We start from the raw sequence: 21,352 nt of genomic DNA, 5'->3' as shown, positions 1-21,352 counted from the left end.
TGGTGGAACGCGCCGGGGCCGGCCGGTTCAACCGCCGACGGCGAGCAGTCCGGCGATCCCCAGCGCGTACAGCGCGAGCACCGCGCGGCTGTCCACTCCCATCCGAAGCCGCAGGAGCCGGGGCCGGAAGATCAGGCCTGCCATGTAGACCAGCGTGAGGAGGGAGCCGAGCGCGGTGAGGTAGATGTCCGACCGGTGCGCGTCGGGCAGCACCGGCCGGCCCGAGATCAGCGACGCGGCGAGGAACAGCACCGGCAGGAAGGCGTTCCCGCCGAAGATGTCGCTGATCGCGAGCTGGTGGTCGCCCATCCGGACGGAGGTCAGCCCGGTGCTGATCTCCGGGAGCGCGGTGGCCGCCGCGAGCACGGTGGCGCCGAAGGCCACACCGCTCATGCCGAGCCGGCCGAAGAGCTCCTCGCCGCTGCGCTCGATGACCACGCCGGCGACGAGTGTGGCGACCGCCGCGACGCCGAACACCACCGCCGCGCGGCGGGTGCCGATCCCCGACGAGGTCGCCCGCGCCTCCTTCTTCGTCCTGGAATGACCCTTCGGTTCGGGCTGGGTGTCGGGGGCGTCGCCGCCCTCGTGCCAGGGCAGGCCCCGGCCCGCCCGCCTGAGCAGCAGCAGGCCGGCCGCCCAGACGACCACGATCAGGAGGGATGCGGGGTCGAGCCGGGCGAACTCCAGGTCGCCGGGCAGCTGGGTGCCCATGACGACCACCGCCAGCACCGCGACCACCAGCGCGCCCTCGAGGACGAGGCTGAGGCTCGCCGCGACGTACGTCAACGGCGCGCCGCCGGTCCCGGCGACGTCCAGGATGACCAGGACGACCGTCTGCGCGGCGATGCCACCGAGGATGTTGCCGACCGCGACGTCGAGGTGGTGGGACATCGCGGCGCTCACGGTGATCGCCGCCTCCGGGAGGTTGGTCGCGACCGCGAGCAGGATCACCCCGCCGAGCGCGCTGCCCAGGTGCAGGCGTTCGGACAGGACGTCGGTCGTGTCGGACAGCCGTATCCCGGCGTACCAGATGATCCCGGCACTGAGCAGGAACAAGACGAGCAACACCAACGATGGCAGATCACCCATGGCGCCCACTTTGCCCGCACATGGGCCGTTCTATGTACCCCTGTCGTCTGAGACAGGTCGCCGGAGCAGGGGATTCCTTCGGCTGGTGGGCTTTGGCGCACCTTCGACGGAGATGGGCCGTGCGACTCCCGAGCGACGGTCTCGGCTTCGGCCTGGATAAGGTCTGTCCCATGGCGGCGGATCAGGAGACCGTACGAGTCGATGTGTGGATCTGGTCGGTGCGGCTCGTCAAGACCCGCTCGCTGGCCACGGCCGCCTGCCGGGCCGGCCATGTCCGGGTGAACGACGAGCGCGTCAAGCCCGCCGCCGCCGTGAGACCCGGAGACCAGGTGCGGGTGCGCCTGGCCGGACGTGAGCGCGTCGTCGTGGTCCGCCGCGTCGTGCGCAAACGGGTCGGCGCGCCGGTCGCCGTCGAGTGCTACACCGACCACAGCCCGCCGCCGCCCCCGCGGGAGGCGCTGCTCCCGATCGCACGCCGGCAACGCGGTGCCGGGCGGCCCACCAAGCGGGACCGCCGGGAGATCGAGCGGTTGCTCGGCCGCCGGTCCGGCCCCGGCTGAGCGGCGCGCGACCACCCGCGGCGGCCACCGGTCTCATGGTGGGCATGCCGGGTCGAGCACCGATCCGCCGTGCGGAAAGTTCATGGCGCGGGCGGGAACAACCCGTCCCCCGGCTTCTGTTACACCTGGCGTGGCCGGTGTGCCTGGTGTCCCCGGGCCTCACCTATCGCCTTCGCGGAATACCGTTCGGCTGGAGCCGCGTTGTGCCTTTCGCCGAGAGGCGACCCGCACACCGGTACACACATCGAGGGCCCCACCGGGCGACGTCCCGGAGGGGCCCTCGTCCTTGTCCCGCCCAGGGCCCGCTCTCAGCCGGTCTCCGGGCAGCGGCCGTACGAGGTGCTCGATGTCGCTCGCCTGGTCGGCCTCCGCCTCGAGCCATCGCATCCTGCGCAGCGCGATTCCCTCCCGCAGCGCCCAGGGGCAGATCTCCAGGCGGCGTACCCCGAGGGCGGTCATGATCTCGTCGGCGACGACGGCGCCGGCCAGGATGTGGCGGGCGCGAGCGCGGGAGACGCCTCTGAGCCGCGCGCGCTCCTCGGCCGTCAGCGCCGCCAGGCCGGCGATCCGCCGCCGCAGGGCCGTACGCTCCAGGACCCGGCGGCCGTCCGCGCTCCGGCCTCCGGAGAGCTTGGCGAGCTGGGTGAAGATCTTCGAGGTGGCCACCGCGTGGTGGCCGGAGGACCCGTCGGTCAGCCGGTCGACGCCGTACGCGGCCAGCCGGTCCGCGACGTGCGCGCGGAGCCGTTCGAGCTGCCGCCGGTCCGGTGGGTCGCCGGTCAGGTGCTCACGGGTCAGCCGGCCGGCGCCGAGCGGCATCGACAGCGCCGCGTCGGCCTCCGCGCCGTCGCCCGTGGCGATCTCCATGGAGCCGCCGCCGATGTCGGCCAGCACGACCGGTCCGACGGACCAGCCGTACCACGCGCGCACGGCCAGGAAGGTCAGGCGGGCCTCGTCGGAGCCGGCCAGGAAGCCCAGTTCCACGCCCGTCTCCGCGGCGACCCGGTCGAGGACCTCCTCCCGGTTGGGCGCGTCGCGGATCGCGGACGTCACGAAGGGGATCAACTCGGCCGCGCCCATCCGCGCGGCTTCATCGGCGGTCGCCGCCACCGACGCCACCACCCGGTCGGTCTCCGCCCGCCCGAGCCGGCCGTCGGCCAGGACCGCCCTGGCCAGTCGCGTCGGCTCCTTGACGGAGACGACCGTACGTATGGGCCCGCCGGGGACGAGGTCGACGACCTTGAGATGGGCGGCATTGGACCCGACGTCCAAGATGGCGGTGCGCATGATCGCTTGATTACCCGGCTTGTCGCTGAGTGAAGCGTTTCGTCTGATTCATGCGGTGCCGAAATGACGGTTACGGCACCGGTCTGGACCAAGGTTTGATCCGTGACGGCGGATCAGCGGACGCTGATGGCGGTGACGCCCCGCATCGTGGGGACGAGGACCAGCGACCCGGCGAGGGTCGGCGAGGCGAACCGGCTGACCTCCCCGATCCGCCGCGCCGCGAGCGAACGCCCGTCGGACTCGGACAGGGCGTGCAGCACACCGGCGCCGGTGTCGAGGGTCCACACCGCGCCGCCGCCGACCACCGGTGAGCCTTTGACATTGCCCGGCGCACGCCAGACGCGGCGCAGCCCGCTGCCCCCGGTGACGTCCACGCGCTGCAGGCCCTCCTCGCAGGGCAGGTAGACCGAGGATCCGTTCCGGGCCATGCCGCCGAAGGCGACGCACCCGTGCAGGGAGGCGCGCTGGCCGCCGACGCCGCCGAGGTCACGACCGTCGAGCAGATAGATGTCGCCCGTCTTCCCCGCGATCAGCACCCGGTCGCCGGGCAGCGGCAGCGGGCCGGTCGAGCCGAGATCCTGGTCCTCGCTGTTCTCCGAGCCCCAGTTCTTCGGCGCGAAGTACGACAGGCGGCGGGACAGGTCGGCGGAGAGCCGCAGCACCGAGTCGCTGCCGTCGTAGGCTCCGCTCAGGCTCGCGCCGTTCCCGACGGCGACGTAGACGTCGCCGGACGGGACGACGGCCGGGCCGGAGGGCGCCCACATGCCCCCCATCCGGCGGGTCGGAACCACGTAGGACGCGACCTCCTTCCCGCCGTCGGTGCGCGCGGCGGCGACGTAGCCGACGTAGTTCCCGCAGTCGCCGGCGAGCCCGCCGAACGGGACGTACACCCGGCCGCCCGCGACCGCGAGCGCGCCGCGCTGCTGCTCCGCCGTGGGGTCCCGGCCGGCCACGACGTCGAGGCCCCGCGTGAACCGCACGCGTCCGTCCGCGGCGTTCAGCGCGACGAGGGTGTGCCGCCCACCGGTCGTCTCGGTGGCGACGAACACCGTGCGGGTGCCCGGGTCGTACGCCGGGGTCCCCGTTATTCCGAGCGGGTCGATGTTCCCGCACGGGAGCGCCGACCGGGGTACGGGTGTGCCGAGGCGCCGCTGCCAGACCTGCCGCCCCGTCGCGAGGTCCAGCGCGTAGACGGTGTCGTTCTCCGTGCCGACGTACGCCGTGCCGTTCACGACGATCGGCTGTCCGTACACCGCCCCGTCGAGCCTCGCCGTCCACGCGTCGCCGAGCGCGCTCGGCGCGGGGAAGCCGGCGGCGAACCCCGCCCGGTCGTTCGCGCCGTGGTATGTCGGCCACGACCCGGCCGTGCGTACGGGGGCGGAGGAGGTCGCGGCGGATCCGCCGGGAGGGGGTGAAGCGCTGTCCGCCCGGGACTCGCCACCGGAACCGCACGCCGTCGCGGCGGTGAGGACGACCAGTGCGATGCCGTACGCGACCCTGCCCATGCGCTCATTCTCACCCCATCGGCGGCCGTCACGCGGGAGGCGGCCATCACGAGTCGCCGGCGATGGGGAGGCCGCGCAGGGCCAGGGCGACCGCGACCCCCGTGGCGGCCCCGGCCGCCACGTCCCCGGGATAGTGCGCGCCGATGTAGACACGCGAGTAGGCGACCAGGGAGGCCAGCGCCGCGACCGGAACACTCACGCGCCACGGCGCCTCGCACACCAGCGCCGTGGCGAAGGCCGCCGCGCCCGCGCTGTGCCCCGACGGGAACCCCGGCGAGTCGGGGACCCGCCCCGGCCGCCGGCCGCCCAGCGTCTTCGGAGGGCGCTCCCGGTCGAAGACGAAGATCCGCACCCCGTTGGCGAGCGTCCCCGCCACGGACATCGCCAGCGCCGCGCGTACGGCGGCGCGCCGTGACCGCGGGTCGCCGCCGACCCGCAGCGCGGCGGCGATCAGCCACCACACGAGCAGTTGGTCGGCGGCGCGTGAGGCCCGCGGCATGACCTCGTCCAGTGCCCTGCAGCCCAGGGACGTCATCGCCCGCATCACGCGCTCGTCGACCCGGCGCAGCCTCCGCACCCGTCACTCCTCCGTTCGGTGATCCCTCGATGTCCAGGTGAGGGGCCTACCCAGAGCGGCTGTCGCCTACCGGGTTCCGTTTCATCTGCCTTTGAGGGGAAAGCAGGCTGACGCGGCCCGGGCGGAGCTGCTTCAGCCGGGCCGGCAGGTGTGACGGCGTACCTCGGGGTATGGCCGAAGGCGTTCGACCTTCGTACCGGGAGGAGCGAGAGATGCCCAAGACGACCAAGAAGGGAACGGCCAAGAAGAGCGAGCTGCCCGACACCATCAAGCGTTCGGACGCCAAGGCGCAGCGGACCTTCGCCAAGGCCCACGACTCGGCGGTCGAGGAGTACGGCGAGGGAGAGCGCGCGCACCGGGTCGCGTACGGCGCGCTGAAGCACACCCACGAGAAGGTGGGCGACCATTGGGAGCCGAAGAACAAGGGCGCCAAGGGGCCCTCCGACCCGCAGTCCAAGGGCGGCCGCGACACGTCGCGCAAGAGCGCGGGCGGCGTCGACATGAACGCGTCCAAGGAGCACTTGTACGACCTCGCCAAGAGGATGGACATCTTCGGCCGCTCGAACATGAGCAAGAGGGAGCTCGTCGACGCGCTGGAGAAGGCCAACGACCGCAAGACGGCGAAGGCCCGCTCGAAGAGCTGACACGGGAGACGGCTGAGAGGAGACGACGATGTCCGAGCGCACCGAGGGGGCCGAACCGCGCCGCCGCACCGAGGGGCCGGAACGGCGCCGCCCCGACCTGCGGACGGGCTCCGAGACGCCGGTGGACCCCGAGGACCTGGCGATGGCCGAGGGCCGGGACCCCACGCCGGAGAACATCGAGCGCGCGCGGCGGCGCATCGAGCGGCTGGGTGCACGGGAGGCGGTGGACCGGGCCACCCCCTGACGACCGCGCCGAACCACCGGCCCGCAGCGCCCCGCGCTGCGGGCCGGTGACGTGCGCGGGCGGAGACTTCTTTGCTTCGTGCGGGCACGCGTTTTTCTCGTCTCGCCGGTGAGGGTGCGACGAGGCTCGGTTAGCTTTTGTCGTTGATCTATTACCGCAGGCTCGCCGGCCGGGGTCGGAATATGCGACAGGTCGGTTTTCGGGGGAGACGACATGGGCTTGCTCGGGAGGACGGAACCGCAAGAATCGGTGCACGTGCCGACGATCCGAATCAAGAGCCGAATGCGCTGGTGGCCGGCCGCGGTATGCGGCGGGTGGCTGGCGCAGGTGGCGATCCGGATGATTTTGGCCGCTTTCCACGACTTTCCGATCGTGATCCCGGATGAGTCGGGGTATCTGCTGGCGGCGCGACTTTTGGCCGGCGGCGCGTCGAGTGACCTGTCCGGGCGGACGTTTTATCAAGCCGGCTATCCGCTGCTGATCAGCCCGGCGTACTGGTTGAGCGACGACTCGCTGACCATCTACCGGATCGTCCTGGTGATCAATGCGCTGATCGGCGCGACTCTGCTGGCACCCGCCCACGTGGCGCTGCGCCGGCTCGGGCTCCCTCGGGGACGGGCCTACCTGCTGGCGATGGTGACCGCGTCCCTGCCGTCGGTGGTCTATTACGGGCAGTACGCGATGAGTGATGCGGTACTCCCGTTGGCGATGCTCACCTGGCTGCTGTGCGTCCACTCGTGGATCGCCCGGAGGGGCCCGGGATGGGGGGTGGCCGCGAGCGCGCTCGCCGCCTACTGCTACAGCGCGCACACCCGCGGCCTCATCGTGGTCATCGCGCACGCGGGGCTGCTGGCCGTCATGCTCGCGCGCCGCCGGCTCCCCGGGCGCGATGTGGGGGTGGCCGCGGTGACGCTGGTCGCCGGCGTGGTGGCCGGCTGGGTGCTGAACTCCTGGGTGCGTGCGGAGATCTACCCCGGCGGCGCCCTGCCACTGGGCTCGTTGCTGGTCGAGCGGCTGACCACCTCGAGTGGACTGGGCTGGACGTTCGGGCTGGCGGCGGGGAAGATCTGGTACCTCATCGCCTCGACCTGGGGCCTGGCCGGCGTCGGCCTGGTGGCCGCGGCGCTGGCCGCGCTCCGCCAGAGCACGCCGCTCGCGACGCGGGCGACGGCGGTGCTGACCCTGGTGACGGTGGCCGGCATCGCGCTGGCGACCTCGGCCGCGACGCCGGACGAGGGGACCGTCGCGAACCTGGCGTACGGCCGGTACCTCGGCTGTCTGGCTCCCGCGTTGTTCCTGGCCGGGGCCGCCCTCGTCGTACGCGCCACCCGGATCGGCGTCGTGAAGGCGGTGCTGGTCACGGCCGGTCTGACGCTGGCCAGTGCCCTGGTGGTGTTGCTGCACGCGGGGGGCCGCCTCACGCATGCCTTCTTTCTGTCCCTGGACTTCCCGGAGATGAGCGCGCTGACGTGGAGCTGGGATCGCCTGAGGTTCTGGTGGGTCACGGCGGTCGTACTGCTGTCGCTGCTGATCGTGGTCCTCGCCAAGGGGCGCAAGGTCGTGCGCGCCCTGGTCGCCCTCGGCGTCGCCGCGGACCTGGCGGTCGTGACCGTGGCCGTCGACCGGGACGCACGCCACTGGGCCGACACCCTCTACAACGCGAGCAGCCTGGCCGGCGCCGCGCTCCGTCCCGATGACCGCGTCGGGATCGACTACCGGGACATGAGCTGGCGTGTCTGGGTCTCTCAGGCGTTCCAGGTCCAAAGCCACCTGCAACCGATCGACCGCCTCAATCCGCGGACACTGCCGCAGGGCCTGACGCTGGTCATCGTGCCCTGGGACCCGCACCAGGCACCGCAGACCAGCTGGCCCGCCGCTCCACCGGGCTTCGCGCCCGTCTCGGTGCATTGGACCGATTCCGGAAACTGGGTCGCCTGGCGCCGCCTATGACGATGGAGCGGAACCGCATTATTCAGGGTATTGACGGCGAACATTTCCGGTTTGTCGTTGACGTGCTCCCCGTGCTGAAGTCGGGGTGAACGGGAGTGACCTGGCTTAGGCCGGTGTCATCCGTTACGCGCCGCCTAAGCCGTAATTCGTGCGGCCCTGAGTCAAAGGCCGCGATCGCCGTTCTGTGCAGAATGAGCCTTGCTCGATCATTAACTACCAAGCGCGTCAGGCGATGAGCTGCGGGGTATTCACATCGCGCAATCTTCGGTCAATCCGAAATCCAGCCTTCTCGACTTGTTATAGGTGTCCAAATTGACTCGTTACGGGAAACACGGCGCGGCTCGCGGCAGGACGCGGTCGCGTGTCGTACCTCTGGCGGCCGCCGCGGCAGTCGGTGGCCTGGGCGTCGCGGTGGCGTTGCCCGCGTCGGCCGATGCCGAGCGCATCATGCCGGGATCGTCCTCCATGCGGTCGGCGAACCTCTCGGCCTTCGACTTCTGCGGGGACTCAGACATCAGCTGCTGGGAGAACTTCGGCGACGCTCTCGGCGGAGGTTCGGGGAGAGGGGGGCCAAAGGCGATAGTCAAGGGCGGCGAGAACCAGCCCGGCCTCCGAGGCGAGGAAGGTCCCGAAGGTCCGCGTGGACTCCGGGGCCACAAGGGTCGTAAGGGCAATCGCGGCGCCACGGGCCCGACTGGTCCTCGCGGCGAAAACGGTAGAACCGGTCCGACGGGTCCCACGGGCCCAACCGGTCCGCGCGGTGAAAACGGCGAAAACGGTAGAACCGGTCCGACGGGTCCCACGGGCCCGACCGGTCCGCGCGGTGAAAACGGCGAAAACGGTAGAACCGGTCCGACGGGTCCCACAGGCCCGACCGGTCCCGCGGGCGCCTCTGGTCCCTGCATCGACTCGACGGTCCAGGGCAACACGAAGACCGTCGCGCAGACCCAGAACGGGCAGCTCTTCATTCAGCAGGTCGACCTGACGCCGACACCCACGCCCGGCGCCTGGGCGAACTTCACCAGCGTGTTCACCACCGGGCATCCGGGCTTCGTGCCGAGTTGCGTGACGGTGACGACCATGGGTAACAACGTGCACGTCACCGTCCGCGGCACCAACGGTGACGTCCTCCAGTCCTCCTGCAGGAACAACCCGGCGTTCACCTGCGGAGCGCCGATCGACCTCGGCACGGCCGCCTTCCGCATGGGGCTCATGCCCTCGCGGCAGCACAGGATCGCGATCCTGGACCGATAGGTCGCGAGCCGACCGCGGTCATGGCCCATCGCCGTGATCACGAGTCCCGGGCATCATGAGGCTTCCGATGCCCGGGACTCTTCGCGTCCGTGGGACGGTCGGTCAGAGGCGGTTCCACGCGTAGGCGGGCAGGCCGTGGGCGGAGGCGATGGGCTTCCACAGGGCGACCACCCTGCGCTTGGCGGGGCCGGCCTTGTCGTTGGCGGTCAGGGCGTCATGGTACGGCGCCACCAGTGGGGCGATCCTGCCGCCGCAGTTCCGTGCCCGGACCTTCCGCGCCCACCCGAGGTACGCCTGATCGGCCTCGAGCGAGCTCTGGTAGGCCGCGAGCATCGACTGGCGGAGACGGGAGCCGTTCGGCAGCCGGTCGAGCTTGAGCGCCTTCGTCTGGGTGACCTCCTGCTGCCGGTCCTGTACGACCTGCTGGAATCCGGCGACGCCCGCGGAGACGTCGTCGCACGTCCGCAGGCGGGACGGCAGGTGCCCGCGGGCCGCCTGACCGGACCCCAGGATCTTGTCGACGGCGGCGGCCTGCTGCGCGGCCGTGTCGGTGTTCGCCGTCGACCGGGAGGTCGGCGTTCCGCCTCCCGAGGATCCCTGGGTCAGGACGTAGACGAGACCGCCGACGACCACGACCGCCGCGGCGATCCCGCCGGCCAGCAGTATCGTCCGCTTCTTCTTCCGGTCGGCGTCGGTCGATGCCCCCGTGGTCTCCCCGGCGGCCGGTGGAATGCCCTGGTCCCAGCCGTTCGGCTGGTATCCGGGCGGCGCGAGGCCTGGCGCCGGACCGCCGAAGGGCTGTCCGGCGGCCTGTCCGGCGGCCTGTCCGACGGGCGACTTGTGCGGCGTCGGACCGGTCCCCGCAGGGCCGGGGCTCCAGGGGGCCGGGGGAGCCTCGAACGGCATCGGGCCCGCTCCCGGCGGGCCGGGGTCCCAGCCGGTCGAAGGCGGCTCGGGCGGTATGGGGTCCGCCGCCGGAGCGCCGAGGTTCCAGGGCGCGGGGGGCGGCATGGGGTCCGCCGCCGGGGCGCCGGGGTTCCAGGGGGCGGCGGGCGGTACGGGGTCCGCCGGAGCACCGGGGCTCCAGCCGCTCGAGGGCGGCATGGGGTCCGCCGCCGGAGCGCCGAGGTTCCAGGGGGCGGGGGGAGGCTCGGGCGGCATCGGGTCCGCGCCCGGAGGGCCCAAAATCTGCGTGGCGTTGCCGGAGTCGGGCGGCGTCTCACCCGCGCCGGCGGCCGGCGGGAGGTCCGGCGGCGCGCTCCAGGGCCGCTCCTCGTCCGCGTCCCATGCCGGGACGGGGAGTGGCTCGGTCCGCGGGTTGGACGACCCGGCCTGGGGACCCTTCGGTGCTCCATCGGCGGAGTACGGGCCCGGGCCGAGGCGTTCTCCCGCCGACGGGAGTGGCGTTCCGCACCGCGGGCAGGCGGACCGGCCTGAGGGCACATCGCTCCCGCACGCCGGGCATTCCATGCGCGATCCCTTCCTGTCGACCGTTCCTCGAAGAGAACATTGTGCCGTCCTTCGGGGAGTGGCCCGCCTCGGGCCCGGCGGGGGCGAGGCCCGCCACGGAGACGCGGTGGCCGGGGAGCGCGGCGACGGCCGTCGGCGGCACCTCAAGAGGGGCTCCGTGAAGACCCTGCGCTCCCCGAGAAGGGCAAAGCGCACATCATTACGCAATCCAGACGTGACCAAGTCGCCTGCCTGTCTTAATTGACCACCGCGAGGATGCCTGCGTCCGACCTTTCTTCTCCGAGAGGACCGAGGTGTCTTCTGTCCCTCTTCGCCACGTGGGTGTGCTCGGCGCAGTGGCCGCCACGCTGGCGTTCGGCGCCCTGGTCATCCCACGGGTCGCCGGTGCCGCCCCCTCGTCCGACGCGCTGATCGCCGAGGTGTACGGGGGCGGCGGTAACTCCGGCGCGACCCTCACCCAGGACTTCGTCGAGTTGGCCAACCGCGGCTCCCAGCCGGTGTCCGTGGACGGCTGGAGCGTGCAGTACCTGTCCGCCTCGCCCGGGCCGACCTCCAAGTGGCAGGTGACGAAGCTGGCCGGCGGCATCGCCGCCGGTTCGCGTTACCTGGTCGCCGAGGCGAAGGGCAGCGGCGGCACGGTCGCCCTTCCCACGCCGGACGCCACGGGCACGATCAGCATGTCCGCGACGGCGGGCACCGTCGCCCTGGTCACCGGCTCCGACGCTCTCACCTGCCTGACCGCCGCCGACTGCGCGGCCGACTCGCGGGTCCGCGACCTGGTCGGCTTCGGCGGCGCCGTGGTCCGCGAGGGCACCTCCGCCCCGGCCGCGACCAACTCGACCTCGGTGAACCGCGGGGCCGGCCTCGCGGACACCGACGACAACGGGGCCGACTTCACCGCGGCCACGCCGACGCCCACCGGCAGTGGCGGAGGGTCCGGCGATCCGACGCCGACCCCGACGCCCACCCCCACCGAGACGCCGACGCCGGGCAGCGTACGGATCCACGACATCCAGGGCACGACGCGGATCTCCCCGGACGGCGCGAAGTCCGTCACGAACGTCCCCGGGATCGTCACCGGTGTCCGGGCGACCGGCTCGTCGCGCGGGTTCTGGTTCCAGGACCCGCAGCCGGACGACGACCCCCGTACGAGCGAGGGCCTGTTCGTCTTCACCGGATCCAGCACGCCGGCCGTGCAGCCGGGTGACTCGGTGCTGGTCTCCGGCACGGTCAGCGAGTACTACCCGGGCGGTGCCGCGAGCGGCAACCAGTCCGTCACCGAGCTGACCAAGCCGAAGTGGACCGTGCTCTCTTCGGGGAACGCGCTGCCGGCCCCGTTCGCGCTCGGTCCGGACACCGTTCCGTCCGCCTACGCGCCGGACGCCGCCGGCGGCAGCATCGAATCGTCGGCGCTGCAGCCGTCCACGTACGCGCTGGACCTGTTCGAGTCGCTGGAGGGCATGCGCGTACGGGTCGACGACGCGCCGGTGATCGCCCCGGCCAACGAGTACGACGAGCTGTGGGTCACCACCAGGCCGGCGGACCACCGCAGCGCGCACGGCGGGGTGATCTACTCCTCCTACGCCGACCCGAACAGCGGCCGTCTCGAGGTCACCACGCTGCTCCCCGACTCGGCGCACCCCTTCCCGCAGGCGAACGTCGGTGACGTGCTGACCGGCACGACCGAGGGCCCGCTGGACTACGTCAGCTACGGCGGGTACGAACTGCAGGCCACGAGCCTGGGCACGCTGCACGACGGCGGCCTCACGCCCGAGGTGACGCGCAAGCAGAAGAACAAGGAACTCGCGGTCGCCACGTACAACGTGGAGAACCTCGCGCCGAGCGACGCCCAGTCCAAGTTCGACCGGCTGGCCAACGGAGTGGTGCACAACCTGGCGACGCCCGACATCGTCGCGCTGGAGGAGATCCAGGACAACAGCGGCGCGGTCGACGACGGCACGGTCGCGGCGGACGTCACGCTGCGCAAGTTCGTCGACGCGGTCGTCGCCGCGGGCGGTCCCCGTTACCGGTGGCGGGAGATCGACCCGGTCAACGACGCCGACGGCGGCCAGCCGGGCGGCAACATCCGGGTGGCGTTCCTGTTCAACCCGGACCGGGTGTCCTTCATCGACCGGCCCGGCGGGAACTCGACCACCGCGGTCCAGGTCGTCAAGGACCACGGCAAGGCCGGGCTGTCGGTGTCGCCCGGGCGCGTCGACCCGGGGAACGCGGCCTGGACCGACAGCCGCAAGCCCCTGGCCGGCATGTTCGAGTTCCACGGGCACCGGGTGATCGTGGTCGCCGACCACTTCAACTCCAAGGGCGGGGACCAGAGCCTGCACAGCCGGTTCCAGCCGCCCGCCCGGTCGTCCGAGGTCCAGCGGGGGCAGCAGGCCACGGTGGTGCACGGCTTCCTCGAGAACCTGCTGAAGACCGACCGCAAGGCGAACGTGGTGGTCGTGGGCGATTTCAACGACTACCAGTTCTCCCCGGCGCTGCGGACGCTGACCGCCGGCGGCGTGCTGCACGACCTGATCGCCGACCTGCCGCTCGCCGAGCGGTACAGCTACGTCTACGACGGCAACTCGCAGGTGCTGGACCACATCCTGACCAGCCCGCGCGTGAGCGGCGGCGCCGACTACGACGTGGTGCACATCAACGCGGAGTTCGCCGGCCAGACCAGCGACCACGATCCGCAGGTCGTCCGGCTCCGGCCGAAGGGCTGACCCTCGACCCGAGCCGTACCGCGATCCACGGCCGTGACCGACGCCTCCGCGCGTGGGTCACGGCCGTGCGCCGTCGGCGGCCCGGGCCGTTGACGGCGGCCACCGGGCGGCGAACCGGTCAGCGCGGATACGCCCGGCCGCGCAGATGGCCACGGACCCGTTCGATCAGTCCCGCACCGGTGGCGATGATCGCTTTCAAGACGGGATGGTCCGGCAGGCGTTGCCGCATCGACGCCTCCTTCTTCGCCGCCGCGGCCTTCCGCCCGAGGGCGGCGCGCTCCTCCGCGCCGAGGTGCTCGATCAGCATCGGGAACAGCTCTTCCTCTTCGGCCCGCATGTGAGCGCGCACCTCGGTGTCCAACCGTGCCACGAGGCGGGAGAGCTCCGGGCCGGGGAGATCGTGCCTCTCCAGGATCTTCACCATCCGCTCGAGCTTCTCGTGCTCGGCGAGGTACTCATCGACGAGCCGACGCCCCTCGGGCACGCGGTCACGGACCACCGGATACAGGTAGGACTCCTCGGCGACCGAGTGCCGGGTCATCTCGGCGATCAGCAGGTCGGCCAACGATCGCCACAAAGGTTCGGACGCGGTCAGGTGGTTCAGCTCGACGAGGAGCTGCCGCAGCTCGTGATGGTCCTCCGTCAGGACATGGCACAGATCGTCGGATCGGTTCATCCCGGTACCTCGGAAGTCGCTCGCCTACCCCACTGCCCCGGCTACGGACGGTGAAACGCGCGGGACGGCGAATCCGTCGTCGCAGGTCGGGCCGCACGGCGAGTACGGAACCGAAGGCCGATCCCGGCAGCCGGACCCCGACCTGCCCGGTGCGTTCCGGGCGGTGACCGCGACTACCCTGGCGGCATGGCCCCCCGCCCTGAAGCCCCGTCGGCCGCCGCCGAGGTCGAGCTCGCCCATTTCCGGGCGATCACCGACGCGGCGCTCGCGCACATGAGCGTCGACGACGTTCTGGACGAGCTGCTGGCTCGGGTACGGGAGATCCTCAGGGCCGACACCGCGGTCGTCCTGCTACTCGATCATTCCGGCCGGCACCTCGTCGCGACCGCCGCCCAGGGCATCGAGGAGGAGGTCTACCAGGCCGTCAGGGTGCCGGTGGGGAAAGGCTTCGCCGGACGCGTCGCCGCGAACCTGGAGCCGTCGATCATCGACGACGTCCGTACGGCGGACATCGTCAACCCGCTCCTCGCGGACAGGGGACTGCAGTCGCTGCTCGGCGTTCCGCTGGTGAGCGACGGCACGCCGCTGGGCGTCCTGCACGTGGGGACCATGCGTCCCCACCGGTTCACCGACGAGGAGGTCACGTTCCTACGGATGGCGGCCGACCGCATCGCGCTGGCGGCGCGTTCCCTGCTGTCCGAGACCGAGCGGACGGCAGCCCGTGAGCTGCAGCGCAGCCTGGTCCCGACCGCCCTGCCGGACCTCGAAGGGGTCGAGATGGCCGCGCGGTACAGTCCGGGCCTGGCGAGCGTGGGCGGTGACTGGTACGACGTCTTCGAGCTGCCGTCCGGTGAGCTGGGCGTGGTGATGGGAGACGTCGCCGGCCATGGGCTGAAGGCGGCGGTCATCATGGGCCGGATGCGCAGCGCCCTCCGCTCCTACGCCCTCGAGACGGACGACCCGGCCGAAGTGCTGCGCAAGCTGGACTACAAGATGCAGCACTTCGAGCCGGGCGCCATGGCGACCGTCCTGTACGCGGTCTGCGACCCGGACCTGGCGCGGGTGCGGGTGTCCTCGGCCGGTCACCTGCCCCCGGTCCTCGCCCGTCCGGGAGAGCCGACCGTCTCCCTGGAACCGCAGCTCAGCCACGACCTGGTGATCGGCGCCGATGTCGCGACCAAGCGTCACACCTCCACGGTGGAGATCCCGCCCGGCGGTCTGTTCTGCGCTTATACCGACGGGCTCGTCGAGCGTCGGCGCGCCTCCCTCGACATCGGCATCGGCAAACTGTGCGACGCCGTGCGCCCCGACGATCCCGAGAAGGTCTGCGCGGCGGTGATGGCGGCGCTCATCGGCCGGGAACCGATGCAGGACGACGTCGCGCTCCTCGTCCTGCGGCGTACCCCCTCCGACTGATAGGGAAGGCACGCCGCAGCGGCCGCCGCGTCATCGTGCGGGCCGGGGAGCGAGATCGCGGCGGCCGAGCGCGTAGTACAGACCGCCCGCCACCACGATCCCGGCCAGCCACGAGAAGTCGGTGTGCGCCAGCAGGCGGGCGAGCGGCCCGCGCATCACCGGGACCAGGCCGTACTGCCAGCTCCACGCCGCCACGATGCCCAGCGCGAGGCTCACCAGCGCCGGCCGGTTGAACGCCGGCTCGCCGGGATCGCCGTGGTACAGCGCGGCGACGTCCGGCCGGCCCCGGTGCCGGACGAAGAAGTCGACGACGACCACCGCCGCCCAGGGGCTGATCCACACCAGGATCGAGCTCATCCAGTTGTCGAAGGCGCCGGCGAAGCTGTCGGAGCGGATGAACACGACGAGCACCGCCGAAGCGATCACGCCGGCGAACAGCGTGACCTTCCAGCGGGCGGCGCGGACGCCGACGGTCAGCGCCGCGAGGGAACAGGAGTACAGGTTGAGGATGTTCGTCGCGATCGGGCCGTGCATGATCAGCAGCAGCACCGGGACGGCCATCACGCCGAACGTCCGGGCGACCAGGTCGGCCGGGTCGCCGCCGCCGCCGGACCCGGCGAGCACCGCGCCCAGCGCCGCGAGCCACACACTGGGCAGGTAGACCCCGGCGGCGGTGGCCAGGACGGTCGCGCGCTCGCCGGCGTCCCGGCGGACGAATCGGCTGTAGTCGCCGGAGTAGGGCAGCCAGGAGATACCCCACCCGACGCCGATCGCGGTCAGCAGCTGGGTGACGGCCGTCGCCTTCCCGCCGTCGCCGAGGGGATGCACCGGGGTGGACCAGTGCGGATGCGCGCGGGCGACGGCCAGCACCGTCATCACCGCCATCACCACCACGGTCAGCGGGACGGTGTACTTCTCGAACGTGCGGATCGCGTAGAAGCCCAGCAGCGCCAGGCCCAGCTGCGCCGCCATGATCAGGCCGCCGATCAGGTACTTCGTGCCGGAGCCGCCGTGCACACCGAGGCGGGCGAGGATGCCCAGCACCAGGTCGAGGACCACCCAGGTGTTCACCCCGACCCAGCCCATCGCGAGCAGTCCCTGGATCAGGCCGGGAACGGCGGCACCGTGGCGGCCGAACGTCGCGCGGCCGAGCAGCATCTGGTTGACGCCGGTGCGCTGCCCCATCAGGTTGAACAACCCGAACGCCGCGCAGCCGACGAGGTTGCCGACCGCGACGACGACCAGGGTCTCCACCACGGTCAGCCCCAGCGTGACGCCGAGCGCGCCGAGCACCCAGTTGATCGGCGCGATGTTCGCGCCCGCCCAGATCCAGAACTGTTCCAGCGGTGTCGAGTCCCGGCCGTGCTCGGGGATCGGCTCGATGCCGTGCGCGTCGAAACGCGCCGTCTCTGCGTGCCCGGAGGCGATGGTTTCGGCGGACATGGGAACCTCCTCGGGCCGCGCCTCGATGATGCCGCGCGGCGTGCTCTCGTGGGGTTACAAAAGCACGCAGGTCAGCCCGCTGAAGAGTGGATGAACATCCACTCTCGTCCGCCGGACACTGTGTTAACTTCCAGGGATGGTCACGATCCGGCGGCTGGTCACCGACCCCACCCTGGAACTGCGGGTGCTGGAGCCCGGTTCCGCCGGCGCGCTGGACGCCGAGATGCGCTGGGTGCACACCACCGAGCTGCCTGATCCGTCGCCCTACCTGCGGGAACGGGAGCTCGTCCTGACGAACGGCCTGTGGTGCGCCGGCCCCGATGACGCCGAGGCGTTCGTGGCGCGCGTCGCGGGCGCGGGTGCGGGCGGGGTCGTGTTCGGCCTGCGGGAGAGCGTCCGCCGGGTCCCGGCGGAGCTGGTCGCCGCCTGCCGTCGGGCGGGCCTCCCGCTCATCGAGTTGTCGAAGGACGTTCCGTTCACCGCCCTCTCCCACGCCATGGCCACCGCGTACGCCGAGGAGCGCCAGCGGGAGCTGCTAGGGCGGATCCGGCGGAGCGACGCGCTCACCGACGTGATGGCACGGGGAGCCGGTGCGTCCGGCATCCTGCGGGTGCTGCGCCGCGATCACGACCTGCCGCTGGCCGTGATCGACCGTACGGCGAGGGTCGTCGCGGCGGCCGGCGCCGACCTGGACTCCGGGCAGGCGCGTCTCGTCGCCGAGGCCCTGGCCCGGCGCCCGCCGCCGCTGGAACTCGATCTCGGCTCGGGCGGGCGCGCGTCGATCTTCCTGATCGCGGCGCTCGGTGAGGTGGACGCGGGCCTGGTGTGCCTGCGCCCGATGGCCGAGCTGAGCCCGGCCGAGCAGGACGCCATGAGGCAGGCGGCGTCGTTCCTCAGCCTCGAGGTCGCCAAGCGGCAGGCCGTGCACGCGATCGAGCTGCGGTTCGCGGGCGAGCTGCTCGACATGGTGCTGTCCGGACCGGGGCGGCAGGCGGAGCTGCCAGGCCGCCTGCGGGCGTTCGGGATCGACGCGAACCACCCGCTCGCGGTGTGCGCACTGGCGTTCGCCGACGACGACGGCCCCGGCACGACCGGCCTGGGCGACGCGGTGACCGGGTTCTTCCTGACCCAGGGCGTTCCCGTGGTGACCGCGGCCGCCAGCCAGGACGTCGTCGTCATCGTGTCCTGGCGCGGCGCGGAGGCGGAGTTCGCCGCTCTCGCCCGGCGGCTGGTGACCGACCTGGCGCCGCGGTTCGGCGACCGCCGCCTGGTCGCCGGGCTCGGTGGGACCGTTCCGGACGCGGCCGGACTGCGCCGTCCGGTGCTGGAGGCGCGGGAGGCCTGCCGCGTACTCCGCCGCCGGAGCGGCGGCGGCCCGGCGGTGATGGCGTACGCCGACCTCAACACCCACCTGCTGCTGCTCGGCCGGCACGACCCTGAGACGCTGCGGCGTTTCTCCTCGGCCGTACTGGGCCCGCTGCGGGCCCACGACGGCGCGCGCGGCGGGGGGCTCGAGACCAGTCTGCGAGCGTTCCTGGACAACGACCGCCACTGGGCGGCCACCGCCGCGGCGCTGCACGTGCACGTCAACACGCTGCGGAACCGCATGGCGCGGATCGCCGAGCTGACCGGACGGGACGTCAACCGGACCGAGGACATGGTCGACCTGTTCCTCGCACTACGGGCCGACACGCTCCGGCAGCTCCCCTGACCGGGGCGGCGAGCCGCGCCGAAAGCCCCAGGTGAAGAGCCACGGCGAAGGTCCCGCCGCCCCGGCCTGGATCCGGAGTCAGTCGACCGGGTAGACCGCCGGGTCGACGACGGGCGGCTCCGGGCCGCGGCGGGGCAGCGTCCGGTCCGCGCGAACGCGCTCGGCGACGTCCCGGCACCGGTCGAACCGGACGTCGCCGCACTCCAGCGCGTACTCCACCAGCGTGCGCAGCGCGACGGCCCGGCCGGGCCGGCCGGTCAGGAACGGGTGGTTGGTGAGGTTGAACAGGCACCCGTAGTGCCGCATGGCGTCCAGCTCCGCACGCCACATCTCCAGCGCCTTCGCCGGGGACTCGATGACCGAGCCGACGTGCGGGTCGGGCAGGAAGGCGTACTGCTCCCAGTCGTCCAGCGACCAGTGCACGGGCAGTTCCACGACGTCGGCGCCGGACGTCGTCAGCAGGTACGGACGGTCATCGCCCATCAGCGAGGAGTCGTACCGCAGCCCGTGCTCGGCGATCAGTTCGGGAGTGCGCCATGTCGCCTCCCAGCCTGCGGCGCGGTGCCCGGCGATCTCGATGCCCTGGTCGGCGAAGACCTCCAGCGCCCGCTCGAAGTCGGCGCGTTCCTCGGCCGCGCTCATTCCGGTCGGCGGACGGTGACTGTACGAGTGGTGCGCGACCTCGTGCCCGGCCTCCGCGATGACGGCCGCCAGGCCGGGCCGCCGCTCGGCGACCCAGCCCGGCACGAAGAACGTCGCCGGCACGCCGAGGTCGGCCAGCAGTTCCAGCAGCCGTGGCACGCCGACCTCCGGGCCGTACGCCTGGTGCGACATCGTCATCGCGTGGTCGGCGAACCGCCGTCCGTGCGCGAGGACGGCCGCCTCGGCGTCCACGTCGAACGTCAGGGTGAACACGCACCGGGCCCCGGCCCGCCAGCCCGACTCGTCCATCGCGTCATCCCCGTCCACTCCGGCCGGAGCCGGACTCACGACGCCGCGCCGGCCCGCTCACGGCGGTGGCGCTCGGCGTTGTCCAGCGTCGCCATCGGCTCCAGCAGCCGGCGGTCGAATTCTGCCAGCGCGGCTCCGCTCTCCAGCCGCCGGGGCAGGTCGGGGTTGGCGAGGGCGCCGTGCCCGAGGGACAGCAGGTCGGCGTGCCCGTCCTCGAGCACCTCCGCTGCCTGGGCGGGGTCGTGCATGCCGCCGTTGGCGATGACGGGGAGACCGGTCACCCTGCGCGCGAGCGCCGTGATGGTGGCCCCGCCGTCGAGCGTGGCGCTCTCGATCCAGGCGCGCCCCTCGCTCGCGATGTGCAGGTACGACGCCCCGGCCTCGGCGAGCGCACCGAAGACGACCTCGGCGTCGCGCGCGCCGCCGGGCCAGCGGTAGGTGAAGTCGTTCACCTTGCCCTGGGACAGGCGCACGCCGATGACCGCGTCCGGGCCCAGGCCGGCGCGGATGGCCGTGACCACGTCGGCGGTCAGCCGCAGACGGTCGATGAGCGCGCCGCCGTACCCGTCGGTCCGCCGGTTGGTGTAGTCGGTCAGGAACTGGTCGAGCAGGTAGCCGTTGGCGGCGTGAACCTCCACCCCGTCGAACCCGGCGCGCAGGGAGTTCCCGGCGGCGGCGACGAACCCGGCCACGGCCTCGTCGATGTCGGCGGCGGTCATCTCACGGGGGACGGGCCACGGCCCGCTCCCGCCGTACTCGGGCATCATCTCGCGCAGTGGCGCGACCGCCGACGGGCCGACGGTCCCCGGTCGGTACGGGTTGCCCTGGGACAGCGCTCCGGCGTGCATCAACTGCTGCACGGTGACCGCGCCGGCCGCGTGCACCCGTTCGGTGACCTCCCGCCAGGCCGCCACGTGCCCGTCCGTCACGATGCCCGGCTGGTTGAAGTACCCCTGGCTGTACCGGTCGTCGGTGTAGGTGCCCTCCGTGATCACGAGGCCGAAGCCGCCGCGGGCGAACGCGGCGTAGTACTCGGCCATCTGCCGGGTCGGCGTGCCGTCGGGCGCGGCGGAGACACGCGTCATCGGCGCGACCGCGAGCCGGTTCCGCAGGTCCAACCCGGCGGCGTGCAGGGGTTTCAGAGCCGGGTGGGCGGCTCCGGAGTCGATGGTGGTCACTGCTCATCTCCTGTGTCATGAAGAGCGGGGACCCGCTCGGCGGGCTCATGGGCGGGCAACAGGTCGAGGGCGAGTGCCGTCGGCTCGTTCCCCCCGTTGATGCCGACGACGTCCTGCGGGCAGGCGGAGACCACCAGCACGCAGTCCATCGCCGCCTCGAAGGTCACGCTGTCTCCTGGCAGGCTCAGCGCGGGCAGCCAGGTCAGACCGCCGTCCTCCTCGATCGAGATCCGCATGAAGACGTTGACCGGCTGGGGAACGACGGCGGTCCGCAGGCCCACCTCCCCGAGGGCACGGTGCAGGTTCTCCGCGCATGAGGCGTGCCGGCCCTCGACGCCGAGGGCCTGGTAGCGCGCCGGATCGCAGGCGGCGATGAGCATGTCGTGCACGCCGGGGGAGGTGTCGTCCACCAGCGTCAGGATCGGCCGCCGCCGGTCGGTGACGAACGACTCCCACAGCGCCGGGAACAGCCGGCCGAGCTGGGTCCGGGTATGCGCGGCGCTGAGGGCTTCGGATGGGTCCTCGGCGGCGAAGCAGAACACATCGCCCACCTGCCGGCCCTCGAGGTCGACCACACGGACACGGTCACCGGCCGCGAGCCGGACCGCGCGTGCGTCTCGGGCGGGCACCACGGTACGACGCCTCGTCGAATTCATGGGCGTCAGTCAACC

18 protein-coding genes are annotated in these 21,352 nt (G+C 72.3%); 8 read left to right on the top strand and 10 right to left on the bottom strand.

The window, feature by feature from the left end:
• Positions 1-27: 27 nt before the first annotated feature.
• Positions 28-1,089: a sodium:calcium antiporter gene (locus tag ABD978_RS26685; RefSeq protein WP_345360179.1), complete on the bottom strand. Its 1,062-nt coding sequence runs from the start codon at positions 1,087-1,089 to the stop codon at positions 28-30.
• Positions 1,090-1,259: 170 nt separating this feature from the next.
• On the opposite strand from ABD978_RS26685, the gene ABD978_RS26680 reads away from it, so the two are divergent.
• The gene (locus tag ABD978_RS26680) at positions 1,260-1,649 is read left to right on the top strand and encodes an RNA-binding S4 domain-containing protein (RefSeq protein ID WP_345360176.1); all 390 of its coding nucleotides are present in this window, start codon (positions 1,260-1,262) and stop codon (positions 1,647-1,649) included.
• A gap of 159 nt (positions 1,650-1,808) precedes the next feature.
• Here ABD978_RS26680 and ABD978_RS26675 read toward each other — a convergent pair whose 3' ends face one another.
• From ABD978_RS26675 to ABD978_RS26665, 3 genes are all read right to left on the bottom strand, one after another.
• Positions 1,809-2,936, bottom strand: a complete 1,128-nt coding sequence (locus ABD978_RS26675; RefSeq protein ID WP_345360173.1) for a Ppx/GppA phosphatase family protein — start codon at positions 2,934-2,936, stop codon at positions 1,809-1,811.
• Between the two features lie 113 nt (positions 2,937-3,049).
• Entirely contained in the window at positions 3,050-4,441 is a 1,392-nt protein-coding gene (locus ABD978_RS26670) for an outer membrane protein assembly factor BamB family protein (protein WP_345360170.1), read from the bottom strand.
• A 46-nt stretch (positions 4,442-4,487) separates the two neighbouring features.
• A complete protein-coding gene (locus ABD978_RS26665; protein WP_345360167.1) occupies positions 4,488-5,018 on the bottom strand; it encodes a phosphatase PAP2 family protein in 531 nt (176 codons plus the stop codon).
• 212 nt (positions 5,019-5,230) lie between these two features.
• Here ABD978_RS26665 and ABD978_RS26660 point away from each other — a divergent pair, with 212 nt between their 5' ends.
• The 4 genes from ABD978_RS26660 (at position 5,231) to ABD978_RS26645 (ending at position 9,110) form a co-directional block, all read left to right on the top strand.
• Positions 5,231-5,662, top strand: a complete 432-nt coding sequence (locus tag ABD978_RS26660; RefSeq protein ID WP_345360164.1) for a ChaB family protein — start codon at positions 5,231-5,233, stop codon at positions 5,660-5,662.
• Between the two features lie 28 nt (positions 5,663-5,690).
• A complete protein-coding gene (locus ABD978_RS26655) occupies positions 5,691-5,906 on the top strand; it encodes a hypothetical protein (protein ID WP_345360161.1) in 216 nt (71 codons plus the stop codon).
• A gap of 255 nt (positions 5,907-6,161) precedes the next feature.
• The gene (locus ABD978_RS26650; protein WP_345360158.1) at positions 6,162-7,856 is read left to right on the top strand and encodes a hypothetical protein; all 1,695 of its coding nucleotides are present in this window, start codon (positions 6,162-6,164) and stop codon (positions 7,854-7,856) included.
• A 1,080-nt stretch (positions 7,857-8,936) separates the two neighbouring features.
• Positions 8,937-9,110, top strand: a complete 174-nt coding sequence (locus ABD978_RS26645) for a hypothetical protein (RefSeq protein WP_345360155.1) — start codon at positions 8,937-8,939, stop codon at positions 9,108-9,110.
• A 102-nt stretch (positions 9,111-9,212) separates the two neighbouring features.
• On the opposite strand, the gene ABD978_RS26640 is transcribed toward ABD978_RS26645, so the two are convergent.
• The gene (locus tag ABD978_RS26640; RefSeq protein WP_345360152.1) at positions 9,213-10,214 is read right to left on the bottom strand and encodes a hypothetical protein; all 1,002 of its coding nucleotides are present in this window, start codon (positions 10,212-10,214) and stop codon (positions 9,213-9,215) included.
• Positions 10,215-10,915: 701 nt separating this feature from the next.
• Here ABD978_RS26640 and ABD978_RS26635 point away from each other — a divergent pair.
• On the top strand, positions 10,916-13,306 hold the full coding sequence (locus tag ABD978_RS26635; RefSeq protein ID WP_345360149.1) for an endonuclease/exonuclease/phosphatase family protein: 2,391 nt from the start codon (positions 10,916-10,918) through the stop codon (positions 13,304-13,306).
• 118 nt (positions 13,307-13,424) lie between these two features.
• Here ABD978_RS26635 and ABD978_RS26630 read toward each other — a convergent pair whose 3' ends face one another.
• Complete coding sequence (locus ABD978_RS26630) at positions 13,425-13,982, bottom strand: hemerythrin domain-containing protein (RefSeq protein WP_345360146.1); 558 nt, start codon at positions 13,980-13,982, stop codon at positions 13,425-13,427.
• Positions 13,983-14,168: 186 nt separating this feature from the next.
• Between ABD978_RS26630 and ABD978_RS26625 the strand changes: the two genes are divergently transcribed.
• Complete coding sequence (locus ABD978_RS26625) at positions 14,169-15,398, top strand: PP2C family protein-serine/threonine phosphatase (RefSeq protein WP_345360143.1); 1,230 nt, start codon at positions 14,169-14,171, stop codon at positions 15,396-15,398.
• 30 nt (positions 15,399-15,428) lie between these two features.
• Here the strand turns inward: ABD978_RS26625 and ABD978_RS26620 are convergent, their stop codons facing one another.
• Positions 15,429-16,841 (bottom strand): purine-cytosine permease family protein, encoded by a 1,413-nt coding sequence (locus tag ABD978_RS26620; RefSeq protein ID WP_345360140.1) that lies wholly within the window; start codon positions 16,839-16,841, stop codon positions 15,429-15,431.
• 136 nt (positions 16,842-16,977) lie between these two features.
• Here ABD978_RS26620 and ABD978_RS26615 point away from each other — a divergent pair, with 136 nt between their 5' ends.
• On the top strand, positions 16,978-18,552 hold the full coding sequence (locus tag ABD978_RS26615) for a PucR family transcriptional regulator (RefSeq protein ID WP_345360137.1): 1,575 nt from the start codon (positions 16,978-16,980) through the stop codon (positions 18,550-18,552).
• A 78-nt stretch (positions 18,553-18,630) separates the two neighbouring features.
• Here ABD978_RS26615 and ABD978_RS26610 read toward each other — a convergent pair whose 3' ends face one another.
• From ABD978_RS26610 to ABD978_RS26600, 3 genes are read right to left on the bottom strand one after another with little or no spacing between them, the layout of a single operon-like run.
• The gene (locus tag ABD978_RS26610; RefSeq protein ID WP_345360134.1) at positions 18,631-19,503 is read right to left on the bottom strand and encodes a polysaccharide deacetylase family protein; all 873 of its coding nucleotides are present in this window, start codon (positions 19,501-19,503) and stop codon (positions 18,631-18,633) included.
• Between the two features lie 35 nt (positions 19,504-19,538).
• Positions 19,539-20,681 carry an oxidoreductase gene (locus ABD978_RS26605; protein ID WP_345360131.1) on the bottom strand — a complete coding sequence of 381 codons (1,143 nt, stop codon included), beginning with the start codon at positions 20,679-20,681 and terminating at the stop codon, positions 19,539-19,541.
• Positions 20,678-21,337: a DUF1989 domain-containing protein gene (locus ABD978_RS26600; RefSeq protein ID WP_345360128.1), complete on the bottom strand. Its 660-nt coding sequence runs from the start codon at positions 21,335-21,337 to the stop codon at positions 20,678-20,680. Before ABD978_RS26600 ends, ABD978_RS26605 begins: the two co-directional genes overlap by 4 nt.
• Positions 21,338-21,352 lie beyond the last annotated feature (15 nt).

It is taken from the genome of Actinoallomurus liliacearum, from assembly GCF_039542035.1.
GTDB classification, from domain to species: Bacteria; Actinomycetota; Actinomycetes; order Streptosporangiales; family Streptosporangiaceae; genus Actinoallomurus; species Actinoallomurus liliacearum.
Note: the sequence above shows the minus strand (reverse complement) of the source record. Positions and strands in the feature narration are given on the sequence as shown.